Origin of the sequence: Desulfosarcina sp. BuS5 (assembly GCF_028752835.1) — a bacterium.
GTDB lineage: Bacteria > Desulfobacterota > Desulfobacteria > Desulfobacterales > BuS5 > BuS5.
This window is the reverse complement of the sequence record NZ_CP087952.1, coordinates 3,238,607-3,258,684: the sequence shown is the minus strand read 5'-3', so window position 1 is coordinate 3,258,684 and position 20,078 is coordinate 3,238,607. Positions and strand designations below refer to the sequence as shown.

The following is a 20,078-nucleotide window of genomic DNA, read 5'->3' as shown; positions in this document are numbered from 1 at the left end:
ACAAACAACAAGTTTTAAGTTTCAAGAAATACACCACATAACAATTAAAATTTTTCTTATGATCTTGAGCTTAACATTCCATTCAAATACTTATGCACAATACTGGAAATAAGTGTTTGATAAGGTATTCCCTCTTCTATCGCTCTTATTTGAATTTGATGATAATCTTTTTGAGTAAGGCGAAGATTTATACGCTTATCTTTCTTCAAGGTATTACGTGCTGCTAAAATTGCTTTGCTTTTTTCTTGATCAACATTCTTAACAGAGTGCCATTCTCCACGCTCAATAGATTCCATTATATCTTTTTCTTCTTGATCTATTGGGCTAAAGGTTTTGTTGCTAAATTTATTCATTATTCCCCCTTTAATCCGAAATGTTTTGAATATTTCCGGCTTGGAAATGCTGTTTTGAGAAAAATTTCTTCCTCTGTTTCCACAAAAGGTACTACCACAGCATATTGATCAATTTTTATAATATATATCTTTTGATTGGAATGCCCTGGGTTTTCCTCAATGCTAAGAATTTGCCCAGATTCAATTAAATAAGCAATTTCTTCAAAAGAAATCCCACGCTTACACTTTAAAAGCTCATTTTTTTCAGAATTCCAATTTAAATATTTCATGTACAAACAATATGCTTATGGATGCCTTTTGTCAATATGAAATGCTAAAAGTATTAAGGAAGATATCAGAAACAGAACATACTGCATCACAGGGCGCAAAAAGGAACGTGGAAATGGCAAATGTGATTGGGAATTTAGTCGGAGGAAGTAAGCCATGCTGGCCCTAAAAAAGAAAGAGAGCGATTCAAGCCCTATTGCGAGAAGTTTGTATCTTTCCCAAGATGAACCATGGGAAAGATTATTGGAAATCAAGGGTAGTTGTTTACCATTGAAAGGGTATTTGTGGCGTCCCCAAGGGGATTTGAACCCCTGTTGCCGGCGTGAAAGGCCGGTGTCCTGGGCCAAGCTAGACGATGGGGACGCAAAAATTTATAACACCTGATGGGCCGTGCGCGACTCGAACGCGCGACTCTCTGCTTAAAAGGCAGATACTCTACCAACTGAGTTAACGGCCCGATGCGCTAAAAAAATAATATTTTTAACTGTAAAATTTATTTTTGTCAACAAAAAAAGTAATATTAAATTTATTTTTATCTATCTCTTTAATCTGCGCCAGTCCTACATGTTGACATCCATTTTCAGCGTATTATTATTGAATCATTATCAAATACTAAAATCGTATAATAAAACAGGAGAATAAAATGGTCGTAAAAAAAGAGACTCATCAATTTAAAACAGAAGTTCAGCAAATGTTAAAATTAATTATAAACTCAATGTATTCCAATAAGGAAATCTTTTTAAGAGAATTGATTTCCAATTCTTCGGATGCCATTGACAAGCTCAGTTTTGAAGCTCAGACTTCACCAGACATAATTGGTGATGATACCGAATTTAAGATAAAAATCATTCCGGACGGTATAAAGCAAACCCTGGAAGTTTCAGATAATGGAATCGGTATGACCTATGATGAGGTAATGGAGAATATAGGCACTATTGCCAAAAGCGGAACCGGAGCCTTCCTGGAAGCGCTTGAAGCGGCTCAGAATAATGACACCTTGGCGCCCGAACTTATAGGCCGATTCGGAATCGGTTTTTACAGTGCCTTCATGGCTGCTGATAAAATTATTCTGATAACCAGGCGGGCCGGTTCTGAAACTGCCACAAAATGGGAATCCCATGGTGACGGCTCCTATACAATTGAAGAGACCTCTAAGGAATCGCGAGGCACTTCTATAATTTTAGAATTAAAAAAACAGGAAAAAGGCGAGAAGGATTTTACTGATGAATGGACTATAAAGTCTATTGTCAAACAGCATTCGGATTTTGTTCATTACCCGATTGTTATGGATGTAGAGAAGGATGAACCTATCCCCAAAGAGGAACAGGTTCTTGATAAAGAGGGCAAGCCTGTAGGAGAGACAACCAAAAAGGTAATCAGGGAAGAGACCCTTAACTCCATGCAGGCCATATGGACAAAAGCCAAGGATGAGGTTTCAGACAAAGAGCATGAAGAATTTTACCAACATATCAGCCATGACTGGAACCCTCCCCTGACACGTCTGCATATGAAGTTTGAGGGCGCAACCGAATATACCGCTTTATTATATATTCCCTCCAAGGCGCCCTTTGATATGTTTCATACTGAAAGCGGTCACGGTATACACCTTTATTCCAGACGTGTATTTATTATGGATAACTGCAAAGAACTTATACCGGAATACCTGAGATTTGTAAAAGGTGTGGTAGATGCACCGGATCTCGATCTGAATGTAAGCCGTGAAATTTTACAACAAAACAACCTCATCAGAAATATACGGCGAAACCTTGTAAAAAAGATCTTCGAGCTGTTGAAAAATATGGAAAAGGATGATTATGAAAAGTTTTATGAGGAATTCGGACAGCTTATCAAAGTAGGCATTCATACAGATATTGAAAACAGAAATAAAATCTCCGAACTTATCCGGTATAAAACTACCAAATCCGAAGGAAAACTGATTTCCCTAAAAGAGTATGTTGAGAATATGGACAAAGAACAGGAAAATATTTACTACATCACAGGGGACAATCTGTCGGCCATCATGAACAGCCCGCATCTTGAACAACTGAAAGCAAAAGATATTGAAGTCCTGTTAATGTCTGACCCTATCGACGAATGGGTTGTGCAATCATTAACGGAATACGATGGTAAACAGCTCAAAAGCGCTGAAAAGGGCGATCTTGATTTAGAAAAAATTGATGAAAAGAAACAGGATGAATATACCGATCTGTTCAACTTTATTAAAATAGAACTTCAGGATAAAATTAAGGAGGTGAAGGCCTCCACGCGTTTGAAAGATTCGGTTGCATGCCTTTCGGGAGATACTTACGACATGAGCGCCTATATGGAAAAAATCATCAAGTCATCAGGGCAGAAGACGCCTGATGTTAAACGGGTGCTTGAGTTAAACATTGATCATCCGGTCATGTCACAAGTTAAAGCGTTGTTTGAAAAAGATCCTTCTGTGCCGGTAATGAAGGAATATTGCAACCTCTTCCTTGATATTGCGCTAATCAGTGAAGGCGGCAAGGTGGAGAATCCTGCCCGATTCTCAAAAACAATCGGAGAGTTGATGTCAAAAGCTATAACCGTGTGAGATTTGTAAACTTGATTTAACCGCGGAGAACGCAGAGACCGCTGGAAGAATATTATATTAAAATTCAAGCAGTTCCTCTGCGCTTTCTGCGGTTAAAATATCGGGTTCATAAAAAATTTTTCCAGGATTCAGAATGCCTTTAGGGTCAAATATGTTTTTGATTTTTTTCATCAAAGCTGTTTCAACCAGGCCGATTTCCTTTTCCAGGTAATTTGACTTTGTAATGCCTATGCCATGCTCTCCGGAAATTGTTCCCCCCAGCTCCAGGGCATAATCGAAAAGAGCATTGACTGCATATTCAGCCTTTCTAACATCTTCTATATTTTTTTTATCAAGCATCACATTTACGTGGATATTTCCGTCTCCGGCATGGCCGAAACTGACAATTGTAAGCCCGGTCTCTATTTTTATCTCCTTTATCTTTTTAACCATATCCGGAATTCTGCTTTTAGGAACTACAATATCTTCATTTATTTTATCAGGGCCATATTCAAAGAGCGCCGGGGATAGAGCTTTGCGGGCTTTCCGGATATTTTCAGATTCCTCATTGTTTTTTGCTATCTGAATATCAACAGCTCCCATTGATCGGCAGATTGCGCCAAGTTCCTTTATTGATCTATCCGCATCTTCTTGTTTTCCGTCCGCCTCGATTATCAGCAGGGCGGCAGCCTTAACCGGCAGGCCGGTTTTAAGATAGCCTTCGGCGCACCTTATGGATGCATTATCCATATATTCTATCGAACGTGGTATGATACCGTGATTCATGATTGCAGAGACTGTTGCAGCAGCTGTTTCCATTTCTGAAAAAGCGGCCTTCATTATTCTTACTGTCTCCGGAAGCGGTAAAAGACGCAGCACCATTTTTGTGATTATTCCGAGAGTACCCTCCGAACCTATTAGAAGTCTGGTTAAATCGTATCCGACAACCCCTTTGGCTGTTTGCACACCGATATTAATTATCTCGCCTGTGGGGAGCACAATTTCAAGGCCGAGTACATAATCCCGTGTTACTCCATACTTGACGGCACGCGGGCCTCCGGAACATTCGGCCATATTTCCGCCCAGAGTGCAAAAATCAAAACTGGCCGGATCAGGAGGATAAAAGAGTCCTTCCTTTTCAACTGCGTTATGCAAACTAGCCGTCACGACTCCAGGCTCAACATGGGCTACAAGGTTGTCTTTATCAATTTGTATTATCCGGTTAAAACGGGTCATAACTACTATTACGCCCTGTTTAACCGCAAGGGACCCACCTGTCATTCCTGAACCTGCTCCGCGGGGAATCACAAAAAAACCATCTCTATTTGCAAGTGTTAAAATGGAGGAAACTTCCGCTGTATTTTCAGGGAACAGCACCGCATCAGGCATATAGGTTAATCCGGTTGCATCATATGCATAACAGGCAAGATCTTCCTTATCTCTAAGGCAATTTTTTTTGCCTACTATTTCCCTGAGTCGTCGAAAAGTTTTTTTTGAAAGAGTCATTAAGGTACTTTTAAGGGAACTGGAAGGAAAAAATCTACGCATATCGTGCAGAATTTTTATTCGTCTTCAAGGCGTAGTAACAGTTGCATAGTGAACTATACAACTGTTACCGCAACGTAGAAGACGGACAAAAGGGCAAGCAGGATGCGTAGATTATTTTCTGTAAGTTCCCTAAGGTATAGAAGACAATCAGAATTTTCCAGCATCCAGTTTGCCGGTAAGTATCTCAACCTGCTTTTTGATTATGGTGTTATCTTTTATTCCACGCTCAACACAGTTGATTGAATGAAGGGTTGTGGCATGATACCGGTTATAACTTTTTCCTATTAACTGGAGGGGCGCGTCAGTATACTTTCTGGAAAGATACATGGCTATCTGCCTAGGCCGTGTATAGCATCGTTTACGTGAGCGTGAAACAATATCATTAACTGAGACATTAAATTCCTTGCAAACAAGTTTTTTGATAATATCTATAGTTATTCTCTTTTGTATTCTGACTATATCCTTTACAACATTTTCCGCAAGATCGAGATCTATTTTCTTTCCCAGCAGAGATGCCCTGGCTGTAACGCCTATAAGGCCGCTCTCCAGCTGCCTCACATTTTCCGTAAGGGCGCCTGCCAGAAAATTAATGACATCATCTGAAATCATCATATGATTGCGTATCGATTTTTTCTTAAGTATGCGTACCCTGGTTCTGAAATCAGGCGGCTCTATACTAGAAATAAGGCTGTAGGAAAAACGGGATCTGAGTTTATCATTCAGGCCGGGTATATTAGAAGGTAAATAACAACTCGAAAAAATTATTTTTTTATCAGCTTCGTGCAGTGATTCAAGTGTTAAGGAGAGCTCTTCCTGGGTTCGTTTTTTTCCGCTCAAATAATGCACATCCTCAAGCAGCAATACATCGCAACCGTTTCTGTACTTTGTTTTAAATTGATTGATAGAATTATTCTTGAATGCGTTTACCATTTCATTGGTAAAATCTTCAGCAGTAATATAATATACCTTTTCGGTAACATGTTCGGATAATAAGTGATGCCCGATTGCCTGGGAAAGGTGGCTTTTACCCATACCTGTTTTTCCCAGAAAAAAAAGAGAATTCTGCTGGGAACTCTTCATAGATGCAAGCGACAGCGCAGCTGAATATGCTAAATCATTGTTATTCCCCACAACAAACTGATCAAAAGTATAATTTTTACTCAGCAGCCGTCCGCAGCGGGGTTGGAAATTCAGGTTTGGTAGAGTCATTTGAGGGTTTGATGAGATTGATAGCGGCTTTTTTTTCTGATTGGCGGAAATATCTACTGATAATCTACATTTTTCCCCAGTAATTTTTTCAAATTCCTTTTCTATAAGAGCAGCATACTGGTCCAGAATTCTTTTTCGGGAAAAAAAATTAGGACTGTTAACCTGTAATCGCCCCCCCTGAAAAGATTGAAACTCCAAAGGCCCTATCCACATCCTGAAGCTGTGACCAGGAACACTTTTTTTAATAACAGACTGAACATTTTTCCATACAGTTTCCATCAACAGCACACCTGTAATTTAAATAAGATTAATATAAAAATTTTGTCACGCCATTAAAGGCGAAGAAATGTAAATTTGAATATACATATATTCGGAGGAATCTATATCTGGCCAGAAAAAGAATGAATCAAAAACTTAATGCCTTTTTATGGGAATAGCGCTCATAGGTCAAACCTGGAAATTGCAATTTTACATCTATGGGAAGCCGAGTTATGAACATTTTATAACTAAAAGTTTTTATTGATATAATTGGCAGAGCTCAAGATAACAGGCTTTAAATACGCCCTTTTTAAAATTAAATTTTTTTGCTAAAAAATTTAAGCATATCCGCCTTTATTAGACAATTTATCAACAAAAACATTTTCTGCTGAAATCTAGTTTATACTTTTATTATCGTCAATTTTTAAAAAAGCAAAAATTTTTCAGCCTGCTTCCAGGCAACATCTTTGATTGAAAGAATATATCACATAATAGCAATAGATTTTATCTGCAATCAAACTATATCGGTGTTATGGTAAGATCCAGCCAAATGTGGTTACCCTGCATTTGCAAGCTTTACCCGTTGCTTTTTCGATTTGATCCTTTCTCCTGTTGGCAACAATCTTGGAATTACACCCTTTTTAGGGCAATCCTGCTCAAACAGGCAGCAGTCGCATTGAGGCCCTACCGGTTTGCAGCGCTCTTGTCCGAACGTGACTATAATTGAATTAATCCTGGTCCAGTATTTGATGGGTAATACTTTGCACAAAGCCCTTTCTGTGGCTTCTGGAGTTTTGGTGTTCACAAATCCCCAGATATTCATGATGCGGTGCACATGGGTGTCGACGCATATGGCAGGTTTGCCGAATGCCACCGCTAAAACAAGGTTGGCTGTTTTACGCCCCACCCCCGGCAGTTTTAACAGTTCCTCAAGTTCATCCGGCACCTTGTCGGCATAAGGTTTCAAAGCGTACGGCAGCCCGTAAAGATACTTCGCTTTATTATTAAAAAATCCAACCGGGCGGATCAATGCACGGATTCTTTCCTCACTCAGACCGGCCAGCGCATGAATATCAGTCGCCTCATTAAATAAGCTGCGGGAGGCCCGGGCAGTGGTTTCATCCCTGGTTCTGGCTGAAAGAATTGTTGCCACCAGCACCTTGAAGGGATCACGGGTCTGCACTGCGATCAGGTCAACAACAGGAGTATGGTAATTTGCAACCTCCTGTTCCAGAGCCAAAATAAAAGATTCAAGCTTGATGCCCATAGTGTTTCTCTTTATCCTTTGCGAAGTTTCCCCGAACATTTCCAGACTGCACATAAAACATTACAAATATAAAAAATATATACGATATACGAGGGATGATCAAGTTTTCCCAATCTTACAGGGCGATTGCATCAAATGCGGCCTGATTTTTGATTTACAATAAATTCAATATGGTAATTTAATAGAAAATAAAAATAAGGAGGGCGCCTGGCAATTGTTGTAATATTTGCTTGTTTTTGACGCGATTAAGCTTTATCATCGCTTCAAAAAATTAAGCTGTGAAAGTCAGGAAGCGCAAGCTCAAATAAATATTTATGGTGGAAAAAAGGTATAATGATTTAAACGGATATTTTAGAAAAATATTCGGTTGCAGGGTGCAGAAAATTTCCATAGATGCCGGTTTGTCATGCCCGAACAGGGACGGCACGCTTTCAAGGGGGGGCTGTATCTATTGCAATGCCAGGGGCTCAGGAACAGGGGCGCACTCCCGGGGACTCTCCATAACAGAGCAGCTTTGTAAGGGTAAACAGGCGCTTGAAAAAAGATATAAGGCAAAAAAATTTATGGCCTATTTTCAGTCTTTTACCAATACTTATGCCCCGGTCGAGAAGCTTGAGCAGCTTTATGGCGAGGCCCTGGCGGTCAAGGATGTGGTGGGGCTTTCAATAGGGACAAGGCCGGATTGCGTGGACAAGGAGGTCCTGGAACTTTTGCAGGATTATGCTCGGGACCGGTTGATATGGATCGAATACGGCCTCCAGACTGCGCATAATGCAACTCTCTCTTTTATTAACAGGGGACACGATTTTACAACTTTTCAAAATGCTGTAGATGCAACTGTTAATCGGAATATCAAAATTTGTGCTCATATTATCCTGGGTCTTCCCGGTGAAACCAGTGCGATGATGATGGAGACCGCCAAAACTTTGTCCGACATGCGTATTGACGGGATTAAGCTGCATCTTTTATATGTTGTAAAAGGGACAAAACTTGAGAAACTATACAATAGAGGACGATATAGATGCCTTGAGCAGGATGAATATGTAAATATCGTTGCAGATTTTCTTGAAAAAATACCTTTTAATATAGTGATACAGCGCCTGACAGGTGATCCTCACCCTGAAGAACTGGTTGCGCCGGCCTGGTCTATTAAAAAAACGGAAACTCTTGCTTTGATTAACGACATATTGACAAAAAGAGATTCCCGGCAGGGTAAGTTTGCCGGAAGAAGAAAAAAATGAAAATATTATTAACTAATGATGACGGAATTTATGCAAAAGGACTCCTGGCGCTTTATGATAGATTTGCTGAAAAACATGATGTCACGATAATTGCGCCGGATCGGGAACGTAGCGCCGTAGGACACGGTTTAACAATTTATTCGCCGATTAGAATAAAAAAAATTAATGATCATTGCAAGGTAAATGGTTATGCCGTCAGCGGCACACCTGCGGACTGTGTCAAGCTCGGTATAGTGGAATTGCTTGATCACAAACCTGATATGGTAATTTCCGGAATAAATCCCGGCGCCAATGTGGGTATAAATATAAACTATTCAGGCACTGCAGCGGCTGCCAGGGAGGCGGCCCTGTTAGGAATACCTGCGATGGCCGTTTCAGTACAGGGCTTTATAACGGATCATTATGCCGATGCCGCTGTTTTTGCCGAAAAATTATTTGAAAAAATTGTGCAGCGCGGATTGCCCAGGGGAACTTTTCTAAATGTCAACCTCCCTGATCTGCCTCTGGATAAAGCAGAAGGGGTTATTATAAGCCGGCAGGGAGCTTCTGCTCTTGACGAGTATTTTGATCAAAGAATCGATACCAGGAATCGCACATACTACTGGCATGGGTGTGATCTGCCGGCTGAAATAGAGATCCGGGAGATAGACGAAAACGCTGTCTTGAATAATTTTATTTCAGTAACCCCTGTAAGGTGTGATATGACGGACTATTCATTACTGGATGATTTAAAAACATGGGATATTGGCGGGATTATTGAATGAAAAATCAGTTTGTAAATGATTTAAGTTCCGGCGTTAAGGTGGATGATCTCTTTGTGTTGTCGGAAAAGAATATTGCCCAGAAAAAGGACGGCAATAATTTTCTGCATGTTGTTCTGTCTGATAAAACAGGAAAAATAAAAGGTGTTGTATGGGATAATGTGGACAATATCATCAATAGTATAAAATCCGGGGATTTTGTTCACGTAAAAGGAAATGTCGTCGAATACAGGGATTCTTTGCAGCTTGTTGTAAAGACCATGGAATATCTTGCTGAAGATTCTGTGGAACCGGCTGATTTTTTACCTGTAACATGCCATGATATCGAAAAAATGTTTGACCGTATAAAACAAATAACATCCTCTATCAAGACTGATTATCTAAAGGGACTTTTTGACGCGTTCTGGAACGATCAGGATTTTGTCAGCAGGTTCAAACTTGCTCCGGCCGCAAAAAAAATGCACCATGCCTATATAGGCGGCCTGCTGGAACATTCATTATCCATGGCGCTTCTGGTTGAAAAAATAGCAGGCCATTACGGTGGAATAAATCAGGATCTGCTCCTTGCGGGAGCTATACTTCATGATATTGGGAAAATACGTGAATTCAATTACAGGACAAAGATTGACTATTCGGATGAGGGTCGGCTGTTGAATCATATTGTTATTGGAATACAGATGGTTGATGAAAAAATCGGTCAAATAAAAAATTTCCCCGAAGAAGATGCCCTGCTTTTAAAACATATGGTTGCAAGTCATCACGGCATCAGGGAGTTTGGTTCGCCGGAGCCGCCCAAGACAATTGAAGCTGTTTTGCTTAATTATGTTGATGAGATAGATTCCAAGATTAATGGTATTCGCAATTTTATTTCTTCTGCAGATCAGAATGAAGCCTGGACATCATATCACAATCTCCTGGGACGTCATTTTTATATAGGGAAAAAGGAATAATAACTACTGTTTATGTTTATTACTTTTGAGGGCATAGAAGGGGCGGGCAAGACAACCCAGGTAAAACGACTGCATGCATTTTTAATTAATAACGGTTATGAATCCATTATGACCCGTGAACCCGGCGGTACCAGGATAGGCGGCCATATTCGTTCTATTCTGCTTGATCCGCAAAACAGCGATATGGAGCCTCTGACCGAACTTCTTCTTTATACGGCAGACCGGGCTCAACATATTAATGAAATTATAAAGCCGGCTTTAAGCAGCAACAAAGCCATCTTGTGCGACCGTTACTTTGATGCAACCCTGGTTTATCAAGGCGTTACTCGAGGACTCAACACCGGACTTATTAAAAAATTACATGAAACAATTTTTAATAATCTTAAACCTGATATCACCTTTCTCCTGGATCTTGCGCCCGAACTCGGTTTGCAACGCGCGTGGAACGATATTAATAATGGTTCCAGAAAAAATCATGAAACCAGATTTGAGAATGAGAATTCTGCTTTTCATGAAAAAATCAGGACCGGCTATCTTGAACTTGCACATAGTGAACCTGGGCGGTTTCGCATTATTGATGCATCTAAAGACCAGGATCATATATATCAGGATATAATAGAATCATTGATCGAGGGAAATTCCTTATTGCAGAGGGTTTGAATTTATGAAAGCGATATTTTTTCCATATACACATATTAATAACACTGTTGCTGAAGCATTGAATTCATGGTTCCGGCAAATTATCGTTTACCATCCATCCAAGCTTAATGATCCGGCCATTATGAATGATGCCGAATCTATTGATTTAATAAGTATACGCACTCCTGTGTCCGGCGATGAAGATTTGATCAAACGCATTATACAGGACTTCAAGGCTTGGGGGGATATTCACAATAGTGGTGAAATGGATACAATAAAGTTCACCGGTAATACTATACCTTTTTTTGATGAGAACTCAATAAATCAAATAAAGGCAGATATAAAACAAGGGATGTCAAATCCCGCTGAAATGAAAGAAGACCATCTCTTGAATGCAAGAGTCTTTCTTCATTTGGCCCAGGAATTTGACCAACAGAATAATGAAATGAGACAGGAATTACTTTTGTGTGAAGAACTGGAACAGAAACTTATAAACGATCTAATGGGAACCGACAAGAATAGTGCGGATCACAACAAACCAAAGGAATTTTCCCCGGATAGTTCCGGCAATTTTATGATAGAGCAGAGAATTGCCGCGTGGTCCAGGCTTTTCATGCATGAGCAGGAATGCGTGCCTCTGTTTATTACCACCAGCAGGCAGGCAATCGAATATTTAACGGATAAGGCCGGCGCCGCCGGGGAGATATTAACAATTAATGCTTATGAACCGGAAGCCGACGGTTTTTTAGACAAAATTGATGATATGGCGAGAAATGTGTGGGATCCGTCAACAACTATCCCCCATATGAAAACCAGGAGCCTGCAAGATACCGATAATCCGGAAATAGAAACATCCAACAGACTAACCTTTTATATAATACCTGATAAAACGCCCCATGAGTTTTTTGCCGGCTGCGCTGATATTGACATTTCCGGAATAGACCTGGTCGAAGAAAGAAAAAAGGTGAGGAATACCATATTGGGGCTCTTTCAAAGATCTCAAAATAGATCATAAATTAAATAAAGGAGGCTATTTATGTATTTTAATCAAAAGGGAGATGTAAATACGGAACAGACGCTTAAACTTGCCTGTGAAAGAGCAAAAGAACTTGGCATAAATGAACTTGTCATCGCTTCTACAACAGGAGATACCGCTTACAAGGCTGTGGAAGTCTTTTCAGGTTTCAAGATTACCTCTGTAACTTATCACTGCGGTTTTAAAGAACCTTTTAAGAGCGTGATGGCGGATAATGTTAGAAAGGATTTGGAGGAAAAAGGTGTTAAGGTTATTTCCGCAACCCATGCGCTGTCGGGCGTGGAAAGATCAATAGCAAAAAAATATTCCGGATCACTTCCTGTGCTTCTTATCGCAGATACCTTGAAGCTGTTCGGCCAGGGCACCAAAGTAGCGGTGGAGATATCAGTAATGGCGGCAGATTCGGGTGTGCTTTCCGGAAACGATATAGTATCCATAGGCGGATCGGCAAAGGGCTCGGATACAGCCTTGATTTTAAAACCGGCCCATCAGTCGTCTTTTTTTGATCTAAAGATAAGGGAAGTAGTATGTAAACCGAGTTCTTGTTGAACCGGATACCAATAACGGAAAGGAGGCCGTTTATGTATTTCAATCAAAAGGGAGCAGTAAATACTGAACAGACGCTTAAACTCGCCTGTGAAAGAGCAAAAGAACTTGGTATAGATGAATTGGTCATTGCTTCTACAACAGGAGATACCGCTTACAAGGCTTTGGAAGTATTTTCCGGTTTCAGAATTACCTCTGTGACTATTCACTGTGGTGCTAAGGAACCTTTTAAAAGTGTAATGGCGGATAATGTTAAAAAGGATTTGGAGGGAAAAGGTGTTAATGTTCTTTCCGCTTCCCATGCACTGTCAGGCGTGGAAAAATCAATAGCAAAAAAATATTCCGGCTCACTTCCTGTGCTTCTTGTCGCAGATACCTTGAAGCTGTTCGGCCAGGGCACCAAAGTAGCGGTGGAGATATCAGTAATGGCGGCAGACTCGGGGGCGCTTTCCGGAAACGATATAGTATCTATAGGCGGATCGGTAAAGGGCGCAGATACAGCCCTGATTTTAAAACCGGCCCATCAGTCGTCTTTTTTTGATCTAAAGATAAGGGAAGTAGTATGTAAACCGGCTTCTTGTTAAGGGGCTGGAAATAAATAAATCATTGGAATTAGCGCCCTGATTTAGGTCAGGTTTAGTCGATCAGATTGAACAAAACCGCAGGCATAGCAGGGCTACGTCGAGGATTTTGTGATTGAGGATCGGCTGAAGATGGCCTGAAGCAGGGATGCGAAAACGATGAGTTATTTCGTCCACGTTCCTAAGGCTGTTTTTTTAAATTTTTTTGCCATAAGCTCCATGTTCTCCTTATTGCCCGGATATTCATTATTCGTTAAAGTTTTTTTGTTTTATGCCGATAAAGAATACATATTCTCTCCCTGAACATAAAAGGAGAATATTATGGAGATAAATACTGTAAGTGTGGCACAGTCTAACGTCATACGAGATGTCGGACCAAGCGTTTTGGATAAGTCTTTAAATCAAAAAGAAGAACAAGCGTTAGGAATTGGCAACCATGGTCGAGAGGTTGAAAATACAAAATCGGATGATCCTTTTTTGGGTCAAAATATAGATTTGTTCACATAGAATCTATATTCTCCGGTTTTGTCAGTAAGACAACAGCAAGACCTGTTTAGGGAGAGTCTATAAATCTTCAGGCGTAAAAGCCACAACATCATCGATTTCAGCCGTGTCGGCAAACAGCATTACAAGTCTGTCTACCCCAAGGGCATTACCGGAAGCTTCAGGCATGAAATGCAAGGCATCGAGAAATTTACCAGGCATGGGGTATTCTTTTTTTCCTGATAAGCGGCGCACTCTTATTTCATGTTCAAATCTTTCTCTCTGCTCGTCAGGATCGGTGAGTTCGCTGAAAGCATTGCATAATTCGATTCCACTTATATAGAGCTCAAAACGTTCTGCGAAATTGCTATTATCAGGTTTCAGCTTTGCGAGGGCGCCGGAGGACGCGGGATAATCATAAAGAAAAAGGGGCTTTTCGAGGCCAAGGTTTGGTTCTATTTCCAGCCCAATGATTTCATCAAGCCTGTCTTGTTCAAGTGCCGTCTGCATCGACACTGAAGAAAATTTTTCAAAGGCCTGGGCTACACTCATACGATCCCATGGGTGCGCTAAAGAAATTTTTTTACCTTGATATTTAATCTGCCCTCCAAATCCGGTATTCCGGGTGATTTTTCTTATTAAATCTTCACACTGCTCCATCATATCCAGGTAATTGCTGTTAGCTGTATACCATTCGAGCATGGTGAATTCAGGCAGATGTTTTTCGCCTCGTTCAGCTTGCCGGAAACATCGGCATATTTGAAATATACGCTTATACCCGGAAGATAGCAGCCGCTTCATGCATAATTCAGGTGAGGCCTGCAGAAAAAAATCGCCTGTTTCAACGGCATCTATAAATGTTTCCGGCGCAGGCGCAGGTATCCTTAACGGGGTCTCTACCTCCAGATAGCCTTTGTTATAAAAAAAACTGCGCGCGGATCTGATTATATCAGCCCGCAATTTCAGGTGTTTTTTAAGCTTGGGCATAGTATTTGATAAAAACAATATATTGACAACAGGTTAATCGGCAACCTATTAAAGGAACCGTTGACAGTTAACCCTTGCCTGGAACAAAATTTACATAGTAAATATTTCTTTATAATCATTCGTAAAGTAATTTCCAAGGATTAAGAAAATTAATATACTTATTGTTAAATTAAGCGCCATCGGAGATGTGATTCACACTCTTCCTTCTTTAAACGCATTACGAAAAAGATATCCTGCGGCTAAAATTACATGGTTGGTAGAAGAAGCCGCATCGGATTTTGTCAAGGGCCATCGGGCGCTTGACCGGGTTATTGTTTCCAAACGGAAAAAATGGATTAAAGGGCTTTTTAGCGCATCGGTTTTAGAAAATTTTCATGAATTGTTAAATTTTGTTAAAGAGCTGCGTGATACAAAATATGATTTGATAATCGATTTTCAGACTCTTATGAAAAGCGGGATTCTGGTTGCCCTGGCAAAAGGCAAACGCAAAGCAGGATATGGAAAAGGCATGGAACATATGGAGCATAGCTACACATTCCTGAATGAACGGATCCCGCCGGTCGATATGAATAACCATGCTATCTTAAGGAGTTTAATGCTGCTTGACTCCCTGGGGATTAAATCTCAAAAGATTCAATATGATCTGCCGGTGTTTAAGGAGGATATAGAAAAAACAGCTGATCTTTTAAAAACAACCGGTCTTAGCGGATCAAAACCTGTAGTATCTGTTAACCCGGTGGCCAAATGGGAAACAAAATTATGGGATAATAAAAAATTTGCAGAATTAGGCGACAGTCTGGTCAATGATTATGGGGCGGAAATAATATTTACAGGAAGCAGGGATGATCTACCTGTTATTGAAGATATAATTTCCCACATGCAAACAAAAGCTGCTAACCTGGCCGGAAAAACCACATTAAAAATGCTGGCCGCAGTCTTTGAGCAGGCTGACCTGGTTATTTCAACAGATACTGGCCCGATGCATGTAGCTGCTGCAACCGGAACACCTGTAGTTGCTATTTTCGGACCGACCGCGCCATGGCGCACAGGCCCATTTGGTTCCATGCATCAGGTCGTGCGGGCAGAATTGGAATGCAGCCCATGTTTTAAGCGTAAATGCAATTCTGTAGACTGCATGCGAAACATATCCGTGGATCAGGTCCTGTCTGCAGTCTCTGCTGTTCTTGAAATTGAAAAATCAGCATGATTTTTTAGGGAACTGGAAGGAAATAATCTACGTATATCGTGCAGAATTTTTGTTCGTCTTCAAGGCGTGGTAACAGTTGCATAGTGAACTATACAACTGTTACCGCAACGTAGAAGACGGACAAAAAGGCAAGCAGGATGCGTAGATTATTTTTTGTAAGTTCCCTTAGTTCTTATTTAAACAGGCCTGGTTGCAGATAATTCTGATATGATACACATTTATTTTTTTGTTTGCATTTTCGGCATACATCTACATGCTTTCTTGGGTTGCCTTTTTTGGGGCAGCTAATATATATTTTAAGTTTATGGGGTCGTATTAATTTTTTAAGTTGTTCCATTACATTGCCTAAGGACTATTGATTTATGCTGCTTGCTATAGATGTGGGAAATACAAATATTGTAGCAGGTATCTTTGAGGGTGACAAACTGAAAGTAAAATGGCGGTTCAGAACTGAAAAAGATTCCACTGAAGATGAATTTCAAACACGGATGGCCGTTTTTTTTGAAAAAAGCGGGATAAGCTTTGCTGATATTAAAGAAGTCGTTGTTTCATCAGTTGTGCCTTCCATAGGTATAACCATCGATTCTTTTTGTTATAAATGTTTTGCCTGTTCTCCTTTATGGGTTGATGCAAGCTCAGCCCCAAATCTTACAGTTCTTTACAGGGAGCCGGCTGCAATAGGCGCGGACAGAATTGTGAACGCCGTGGCCGCATTTAATAAATACGGAACAGATCTGATTGTAATAGATTTCGGCACAGCGACGACTTTTGATGCCGTTTCCGGAAATGGTGAATATCTTGGGGGCGCTATCAGCCCGGGAATCAAGACTGCTGCGGAAGCGCTTTTTTTAAATGCGTCTCAACTGCCGCGGTTTGAGCTCTCGGATCCTCCTGAAGTGGTTATAGGAACTGATACTGTAAGCAGCATGGAATCAGGGATTATATACGGATATGCCTGTCTTGTGGATGGTATGGTCAGGTTGATAGGGGAAGAAATGGATAAAACCCCGATGGTAATTGCTACCGGAGGCCTGGCGACATTAATGCTGGATGTCTGTGAAATTATTAAAACGGTTGAACCGGATCTTACCCTGGAGGGGTTATGTTTAATCGGGAAGGGGTCAGGTCTTCATTCTTGACAGATGAATAAGTTCATTTGATGTATAAAAATCATAAATCTGTCAAGAATGAAGACCCGACCCCTTCCTATCTGGGAAATGCTGCCACAATCCCCCCATCCACCGGCAGGGATGCGCCGGTTGTGGGCGTCTGGTCGCCGGCAAAAAAGACAACCGCATTTCCAACATGTTCCGCTGTAACCGATTGTTTTAATAAATTCCTGTTTCTGTAGTATTCTTTTAATCCTTCAGAATCCAGGCCCCTCGATTTCATCCTGTCCGGGCCTATAAGATCCCATAATTTTGACGAAATATCATTATCTCCAAAAACAGCATCAGGGTTTATCATGTTTACTTTAACACCTATTGATGCAAGTTCCATGGCAGCTATTTTGGAAATTTGATGAGCTCCGGCCTTGGATGCACTGTAAGCGCCGAATGCCGCTCCGGGGTCAAATACATTTTTTGAACTTATAACAACTATATTGCCGCCGGTATTCTGCCTTTTAAAAACAGGAATCGCAGCTTTTATAACATTAAAAGTGCCTTTGAGATTTACATCAATTACCTTATCGAATCTGTCCGGTTCCAGATCCTCAATGGTGGCGACATGTGCAACCCCGGCATTTGGAACAAGAATGTCTATCCCTCCGAATTTCAGGCTGATTTCAACAAAGGCGTCTTGAACGGACGGATAATTTGTAACATCAAAAATTTGAATTTCAATCCTGTTATAATCAAATTCTTCCGACAGGATGGAGCGAACTTTAATAAGGCTTTGCTCATCAATATCGGAAAGTACAACTGCCGCGCCGGCTTTGAGTAACTGCCTTGCTATGCCGAAACCTATGGCGCCTCCGGCGCCTGTTACCAGGGCCGTCTGACCTTCGAGAATAGTTATTGATCGTTTTTTTATTTTTTTCAATTGTAATGGCCAGTATTCCATATCAAAAAGATGAGAATCGGATATGGGCAAATAATCTCCGATAATATTAGCGTACAATTTGGCCTTAATGGTCTGTTCACCAATATCTGCTGCTATAACTGCATCTGTTTTTGTGTATCCTAATGCAATCAGTCCCAGACCGGATACCAGGATGAGCCGTGGAAAAGGATCCAGTTCTTTGCGCTTGGCATCTTTTTTCCCGGACTGAGTAATGAAATAATGATGGTAATCCTCTTTATAAGAACCGATTATCTTATCAAGATAAGTCCTGAGATTGTCATCCTTATCAGGAACAGAGTCAATATATACCATTCTGTTCTTTGTGCGGATTACATGGTCAGGCGTCAAGACTCCGGTTAGGCATAAAGCTTCCGCCTCTTTTGAACAGGAGGCTCCCACCATTTGGGAATTATTTCTTAATTCAACAAAAAAACGCCTCTTTCCTCCATCAACCCCATATGTACAAGCACCCCTGATCGACTGGGCAAGCCTGGCCAGGGCTGCTTCCGGATTTTTGTGAACCGGCACAGGCTCGGGAAAGCTCATGACGGGTTTATCTCTCACCCGTTCCATAATAAAATCTTCCGCCCGGGTTACATAATCGATCATTCTATTGTAGGCTGTTTCGGCATCTTCGCTAAAAGTAAAAATCCCATGGTTCATTACTACCACAGCTTCTATGTCAGGATTTTTTTTATATGCAGCCAGAATAGATTTAGCCAAAGGAAAACCTGACATAATGTATGGAATTACAGCTATACCAGAACCCAGCGCCTCTTTCAGCATTGCAGGTCCATTTACACTGTTGGTCAGAATAAGAATGGAGTCGGCATGGGTATGGTCTATATATTTATGCGGCAAAAAGGCATGCACTACGGTTTCAACAGAAGGATCGGGAGAATCTGCCAATATCCTGTGTATTCGCAATTGATTATCCATATCATCTTCCGAGAGATTTTTCAGGGAACACAGTTTGCGCAGTGGTTCCAGATTCAGTCCTGTAAATCCTTCGGGAGCAACAGTTTTCAGATCGGCGCCGCTTCCCTTTACAAATATAACTTTTCTGTCCGCTCCGGTTATATCAGGCAGTATGGTCTTCACGGAAGTGTTTCCGCCTCCGTGAAGAACCAGATTTCTATTGCTTCCCAAAAGACGGGAGGTGTAAACTCTTAAAGCCAGATCTTCAGGATATTTTGAAAAATTACTTATAAAGACCAGGCTCTGTTCAATATCAAAAAGATTTTTCATGATGCCTTTTACAATTTACCTTTTTCTTCCTGATAAATATCGGCAGCGTCTTTTACATCCGCGTCCGCGTGAATTATTGCGCGCAGGGCCTTTATCATGGGTACCGGATATTCATGCTGCCAGACATTCCTTCCCAGAGTCAGACCAATTGCTCCCCTTGTCATGCCGTCATAAACAAATTCAAAAACTTCCTGTTCTGTTTCACATTTTGGGCCGCCGGCCATGACTACCGGAACCGGGCACCCATTAACGACCTTGTCAAAATCCTCGCACCAGTAGGTCTTTATCACTTTTGCTCCGAATTCTGAGGCAATTCTGCAACATAAACTAAGATATCGCGCATCTCTTTTTTTAAGTTCCTTTCCAACCGCGGTTACAGCCATTACAGGGATACCATAATCCTCGCATTCATTCACAAGTTTGCCCAAGTTTACAAGCGAATCATATTCATAATCACTGCCAACGAAGATGGACATCCCAACGGCGGCCACGTTAAGTCTGATGGCCTCCTGTATGGATGTGGTTATAGCTTCATGGGCCAGATCCTTGCCTATTACACTGGAACCCCCGGACATTCTGAGTATCAAGGGCGGACTGTTTTCAGGATCAACACATGCCCTTAGTACCCCGCGTGTTACAAAAAGCCCGTCTGCATAAGGAACCAGGGGTTTGATTGTATCACCCGGTTTTTCCAATTTAGTTGTCGGACCTTGAAAATAACCATGATCAATAGGCAGAAACATACAGTGTCCGTCCGGTTTTATAAGCCTGCCCAAACGATTTTTCATTCCCCAATCCATAATCCCTTCCTCCCTCTGGTTTTGTGCCAAATTTTAAAATCAGGTAATTATCTGACGGTCTATACCTGACAATATATAG

The 20,078-nt window shown here is 41.0% G+C and carries 19 protein-coding genes and 2 tRNA genes; 11 read left to right on the top strand and 10 right to left on the bottom strand.

Annotation, left to right across the window (positions count from 1 at the left end; all coding sequences use genetic code 11):
- Nucleotides 1–56: 56 nt before the first annotated feature.
- The 4 genes from BuS5_RS15835 to BuS5_RS15820 form a co-directional block, all read right to left on the bottom strand.
- On the bottom strand, nt 57–353 hold the full coding sequence (locus BuS5_RS15835) for an antitoxin (RefSeq protein WP_027353636.1): 297 nt from the start codon (nt 351–353) through the stop codon (nt 57–59).
- Nucleotides 353–622, bottom strand: coding sequence for a BrnT family toxin (locus BuS5_RS15830; RefSeq protein ID WP_027353635.1), 270 nt, complete (start codon nt 620–622; stop codon nt 353–355). Before BuS5_RS15830 ends, BuS5_RS15835 begins: the two co-directional genes overlap by 1 nt.
- A 283-nt stretch (nt 623–905) precedes the next feature.
- Nucleotides 906–983 (bottom strand) — tRNA-Glu (locus BuS5_RS15825).
- A gap of 21 nt (nt 984–1,004) precedes the next feature.
- Nucleotides 1,005–1,077 (bottom strand) — tRNA-Lys (locus BuS5_RS15820).
- A 186-nt stretch (nt 1,078–1,263) separates the two neighbouring features.
- On the opposite strand from BuS5_RS15820, the gene htpG reads away from it, so the two are divergent.
- Nucleotides 1,264–3,195 (top strand): molecular chaperone HtpG, encoded by a 1,932-nt coding sequence (htpG, locus tag BuS5_RS15815; protein WP_027353634.1) that lies wholly within the window; start codon nt 1,264–1,266, stop codon nt 3,193–3,195.
- A 57-nt stretch (nt 3,196–3,252) separates the two neighbouring features.
- Here the strand turns inward: htpG and BuS5_RS15810 are convergent, their stop codons facing one another.
- The 3 genes from BuS5_RS15810 to BuS5_RS15800 form a co-directional block, all read right to left on the bottom strand.
- Entirely contained in the window at nt 3,253–4,680 is a 1,428-nt protein-coding gene (locus BuS5_RS15810; protein WP_051374696.1) for an FAD-binding oxidoreductase, read from the bottom strand.
- Nucleotides 4,681–4,869: 189 nt separating this feature from the next.
- On the bottom strand, nt 4,870–6,210 hold the full coding sequence (gene dnaA, locus BuS5_RS15805; protein WP_027353633.1) for a chromosomal replication initiator protein DnaA: 1,341 nt from the start codon (nt 6,208–6,210) through the stop codon (nt 4,870–4,872).
- 535 nt (nt 6,211–6,745) lie between these two features.
- The gene (locus BuS5_RS15800) at nt 6,746–7,456 is read right to left on the bottom strand and encodes an endonuclease III domain-containing protein (RefSeq protein WP_084445810.1); all 711 of its coding nucleotides are present in this window, start codon (nt 7,454–7,456) and stop codon (nt 6,746–6,748) included.
- A 314-nt stretch (nt 7,457–7,770) separates the two neighbouring features.
- Between BuS5_RS15800 and BuS5_RS15795 the strand changes: the two genes are divergently transcribed.
- The 8 genes from BuS5_RS15795 to BuS5_RS15760 all read left to right on the top strand — a co-directional run bounded on the left by BuS5_RS15795 (nt 7,771) and on the right by BuS5_RS15760 (nt 13,717).
- Entirely contained in the window at nt 7,771–8,697 is a 927-nt protein-coding gene (locus BuS5_RS15795) for a TIGR01212 family radical SAM protein (RefSeq protein WP_027353632.1), read from the top strand.
- Nucleotides 8,694–9,461 (top strand): 5'/3'-nucleotidase SurE, encoded by a 768-nt coding sequence (gene surE / locus BuS5_RS15790; protein WP_027353631.1) that lies wholly within the window; start codon nt 8,694–8,696, stop codon nt 9,459–9,461. The genes BuS5_RS15795 and surE overlap by 4 nt, the downstream gene beginning before the upstream one ends.
- Nucleotides 9,458–10,408: a 3'-5' exoribonuclease YhaM family protein gene (locus BuS5_RS15785; protein WP_035265060.1), complete on the top strand. Its 951-nt coding sequence runs from the start codon at nt 9,458–9,460 to the stop codon at nt 10,406–10,408. Before surE ends, BuS5_RS15785 begins: the two co-directional genes overlap by 4 nt.
- A gap of 12 nt (nt 10,409–10,420) precedes the next feature.
- Nucleotides 10,421–11,068, top strand: a complete 648-nt coding sequence (tmk, locus tag BuS5_RS15780) for a dTMP kinase (protein WP_027353630.1) — start codon at nt 10,421–10,423, stop codon at nt 11,066–11,068.
- A gap of 4 nt (nt 11,069–11,072) precedes the next feature.
- A complete protein-coding gene (locus tag BuS5_RS15775; protein WP_027353629.1) occupies nt 11,073–12,062 on the top strand; it encodes a hypothetical protein in 990 nt (329 codons plus the stop codon).
- 21 nt (nt 12,063–12,083) lie between these two features.
- On the top strand, nt 12,084–12,632 hold the full coding sequence (locus tag BuS5_RS15770; protein ID WP_027353628.1) for a pyruvate kinase alpha/beta domain-containing protein: 549 nt from the start codon (nt 12,084–12,086) through the stop codon (nt 12,630–12,632).
- 32 nt (nt 12,633–12,664) lie between these two features.
- A complete protein-coding gene (locus tag BuS5_RS15765; protein WP_027353627.1) occupies nt 12,665–13,213 on the top strand; it encodes a pyruvate kinase alpha/beta domain-containing protein in 549 nt (182 codons plus the stop codon).
- A gap of 318 nt (nt 13,214–13,531) precedes the next feature.
- Nucleotides 13,532–13,717, top strand: coding sequence for a YjfB family protein (locus BuS5_RS15760; RefSeq protein WP_027353626.1), 186 nt, complete (start codon nt 13,532–13,534; stop codon nt 13,715–13,717).
- A 57-nt stretch (nt 13,718–13,774) separates the two neighbouring features.
- On the opposite strand, the gene epmA is transcribed toward BuS5_RS15760, so the two are convergent.
- Entirely contained in the window at nt 13,775–14,680 is a 906-nt protein-coding gene (epmA, locus tag BuS5_RS15755; RefSeq protein WP_035265058.1) for an EF-P lysine aminoacylase EpmA, read from the bottom strand.
- A gap of 139 nt (nt 14,681–14,819) precedes the next feature.
- Here epmA and waaC point away from each other — a divergent pair, with 139 nt between their 5' ends.
- Together waaC and BuS5_RS15745 are read left to right on the top strand one after the other, a co-directional pair.
- Nucleotides 14,820–15,887 carry a lipopolysaccharide heptosyltransferase I gene (gene waaC, locus BuS5_RS15750; protein WP_338000291.1) on the top strand — a complete coding sequence of 356 codons (1,068 nt, stop codon included), beginning with the start codon at nt 14,820–14,822 and terminating at the stop codon, nt 15,885–15,887.
- A 362-nt stretch (nt 15,888–16,249) separates the two neighbouring features.
- The gene (locus BuS5_RS15745) at nt 16,250–17,026 is read left to right on the top strand and encodes a type III pantothenate kinase (protein ID WP_027353623.1); all 777 of its coding nucleotides are present in this window, start codon (nt 16,250–16,252) and stop codon (nt 17,024–17,026) included.
- Nucleotides 17,027–17,093: 67 nt separating this feature from the next.
- Here BuS5_RS15745 and BuS5_RS15740 read toward each other — a convergent pair whose 3' ends face one another.
- Entirely contained in the window at nt 17,094–19,199 is a 2,106-nt protein-coding gene (locus BuS5_RS15740; RefSeq protein ID WP_027353622.1) for a bifunctional aldolase/short-chain dehydrogenase, read from the bottom strand.
- An 8-nt stretch (nt 19,200–19,207) separates the two neighbouring features.
- Nucleotides 19,208–19,999: a 3-hydroxy-5-phosphonooxypentane-2,4-dione thiolase gene (gene lsrF / locus BuS5_RS15735; protein ID WP_027353621.1), complete on the bottom strand. Its 792-nt coding sequence runs from the start codon at nt 19,997–19,999 to the stop codon at nt 19,208–19,210.
- Nucleotides 20,000–20,078 lie beyond the last annotated feature (79 nt).